General features: G+C 73.2%; 2 protein-coding genes. One reads left to right on the plus strand and one right to left on the minus strand.

All coding sequences use genetic code 11. The features are described from left to right. Window positions 1–1,220 (plus strand): imidazolonepropionase (gene hutI, locus G5C60_RS50200; protein WP_420907492.1); only part of this gene is annotated, 1,220 nt, incomplete at its 5' end. Between the two features lie 12 nt (window positions 1,221–1,232). On the opposite strand, the gene G5C60_RS50205 is transcribed toward hutI, so the two are convergent. Next, window positions 1,233–2,834 (minus strand): ricin-type beta-trefoil lectin domain protein, encoded by a 1,602-nt coding sequence (locus G5C60_RS50205; protein WP_165270935.1) that lies wholly within the window; start codon window positions 2,832–2,834, stop codon window positions 1,233–1,235. Between the last annotated feature and the right edge of the window lie 154 nt (window positions 2,835–2,988).

Raw genomic sequence — 2,988 nt, forward strand, 5'->3', positions numbered from 1 at the left:
CCCCCAGCCCCCACGCCCCCGAGGACGCCATGAGCAGCCCGACCAGCAGCCCGACCACTGTCATCACCAACATCGCCAGCCTGGTCACCAACGACCCCTCCCTCGGTGACGGATCCCCCCTCGGTCTGATCCAGGACGCGGCCGTCGTCGTCGACGGCGACCGCATCGCATGGACCGGTGAATCAAGCAAAGCACCCGCCACTGACAATCGGGTCGACGCGGGCGGCCGGGCGGTGATCCCGGGCTTCGTCGACTCCCACTCACACCTGGTCTTCGCAGGCGACCGCACCGCGGAGTTCAACGCCCGCATGTCGGGCCGGGCCTACAGCGCGGGCGGCATCCGTACGACGGTGGCGGCGACGCGAGCGGCGAGCGACGAGGAACTGGAGGCGAACCTCACCCGCTACCTGGCCGAGGCCCTCCGCCAGGGCACCACGACGATGGAAACGAAGTCGGGCTACGGCCTCACCGTCGAGGACGAGTCCCGCGCCCTGCGCATCGCCGCCCGCCACACCGACGAGGTGACCTACCTCGGCGCGCACATCGTCTCGCCCGACCACGCCGACGACCCGGCCGCATACGTCTCCCTCGTCACGGGCGACATGCTCAACGCCTGTGCCCCGTACGCCCGTTGGGTCGACGTCTTCTGCGAAAAGGGCGCCTTCGACGGCGACCAGGCCCGCGCGATCCTCACCGTCGGCAAGGCGAAGGGCCTCCACCCGCGCATCCACGCCAACCAGCTCTCGTACGGCCCCGGCGTCCGGCTCGCGGTCGAACTGGACGCCGCGAGCGCCGACCACTGCACGCACCTCACGGACGCGGACATCGACGCCCTCGCCAACAGCGCCACGGTCGCCACCCTGCTCCCCGGCGCCGAGTTCTCCACGCGCGCCGAGTGGCCCAACGCCCGCCGCCTCCTCGACGCCGGCGCCACGGTCGCCCTCTCCACGGACTGCAACCCGGGCTCGTCCTTCACGTCCTCCGTGCCGTTCTGCATCGCCCTGGCGGTACGCGACATGAAGATGACCCCGGACGAGGCGCTCTGGTCGTCGACGGCGGGCGGCGCCGCGGCTCTCCGCCGCACGGACATCGGCCGCCTCACCCCGGGCGCGTACGCGGACCTGGCCTTTCTCGACGCCCCGAGCCACGTGCACCTGGCGTACCGGCCGGGAGTACCGCTGGTCACTCAGGTGTGGCGGCGAGGCGTTCGCGAGGTCTGATCAGGCGGCGGCTCAGGCGGGAGCCGCCCCCGCCGTCCACCGCTGGTCGTCCCGCCCCTGCGCCGGAAGCAGGACGAGGCGGTCCCCGTACGCGGTCACCGCGTGGTCCGGGGCGATCGCCGGACGGATCACACCGTCGCCGTCCACGGTGAACGTCAGGTTCCGGCCGTTGGGGCCGTCGACCGAGTCGCACTCCCAGATGCCGACGCCCCGGCCGACGGAGCCACGGCTGTCGAGGCAGTAGTCGGGGTAGGCGTACGACTGCAGCACGCCGCGCCCGGAGTCGACCCGCCACCGTTGGTCGCGAGAGGACGTGCAGGTGGCCGCGTCGACGTCCGTGCCGTTCTGCGGGTCGCCGTCGATGTCCAGGCACAGGCCCGACTCGGCGTTCACCACCTGGGCGTAGGCGCTGTTGGGCGGATGGGGTGCCGGGGGTCTCTCGGGAGTGGGCGAGGGGCGTGCCGTCTTGCTGGGCTTCGGGGGCTTCGAAGTCCTCGTCGGCTCGGGGGACTTGGTGGTGCGGGTCGGTGACGGGGACGACGTCGCCGAGACCGTCGCGGTCACCGTCACCGCGGGCGGCTGCGGCGTGGTTACGGAGTTGGCGGCGCGCTGCGGCTCTGAGCCGTTCGGCGACAGCAGGTAGACCAGCAGCGGCGCCACCGCGACGCCGAGCGCGGCCGAGGCGAGCGCGAAGCGCCGCGACGGCAGCCAGGCCGCTGCCGCGGTGGTTCGGGAGTGCCTGGCAGTCCGGGAGAGCCGGGAAGCGTCACCCGGCGTGCCGGACCCGTCCGTGGCGTAGGCCGCTCCGCCCCAGGCCAGCAGCCCTTCGGCCAGTGCGGCGCGCGGGGTGTCCCGCAGCGCGCACTGTTCCTCGTACGCGGCGGCGCAGTGCGCGCAGAGCGCCATGTGGGCGTCCAGGTCCATCCCGTACCGGGGATGATCGGGGCGTACCGCCTCCTCGATCAGCCGCCGGAAATCCTGGCAGCTCGGGTTGCCGGAGCGGGCCAGCCGGGCCTTCAGACAGGCCTGGCGCAGCGCCTGGAAGGCCGACTCCTTCCCGTACGTCACGTCCTGGGGCGTGAATCCCAGGTAGACGGCCGCTGTGGCGTCGGGCTGCTCGTCCACGACGCCGTACCAGACGAGGCCCTGGACGCGGGTCGGAAGGCTGTGGAACGCGGTGAGCATCGGCGGTACGGGGCCGTCGGCGCCCGTCTCGCCCAGGTGGACCAGCAGACCTGGATCGAGACGGTCGCCGCGGTCGTCCGTGGCCCACGCGGCGGCCACGCGCGTGACCATCAGCAGGAGCTGGTGCCGCCACGGTCCGCGCGGCTCGACTCCGCCCGCCGTCTCGCGGGCCGCGAGCGCGAACGCCTGCGCCGTGAGCTGCCGCGCGCCGGACTCGTCCACGGCGCACAGCCGCGCGTACGCCAACACGGCGGGCCGGTGTCGCAGGCGCAGCTCGCGCAGTGCGGGGTACGCGGTGGCGGTATCGGCGCGTATCAGTGCGGTGAGCCGGGCGTCGGGTGCGCTGGTGTGCGGTCCGGCGCCCGCGCCCGGCTCCGCGCCCGCCTCTGCTCCCGTACCGTCCTCGTCGCCCCATTGCGCCCGAGCCATCCCCGTGCCTCCCTCATGCCCCCGCGTTCGCCGTCACCGGCACTTCGGCGTACCGGCTGGTATGGGGTTGCCCATAGTGGTGGAAGGAGACCAGCGGGGGTAGGGGTTTCCGTCAGTAACCCAGGGCAGGGTCCCTACGGGTGGGTGGTGGGGC

It is taken from the genome of Streptomyces scabichelini, assembly GCF_011045015.1.
Classification (GTDB): domain Bacteria; phylum Actinomycetota; class Actinomycetes; order Streptomycetales; family Streptomycetaceae; genus Streptomyces; species Streptomyces scabichelini.

Excerpts from the sequence above, each read along its gene's own strand:
- G5C60_RS50205 (WP_165270935.1), bottom strand. The coding sequence starts at position 2,834 with ATGGCTCGGGCGCAATGGGGCGACGAGGACGGTACGGGAGCAGAGGCG.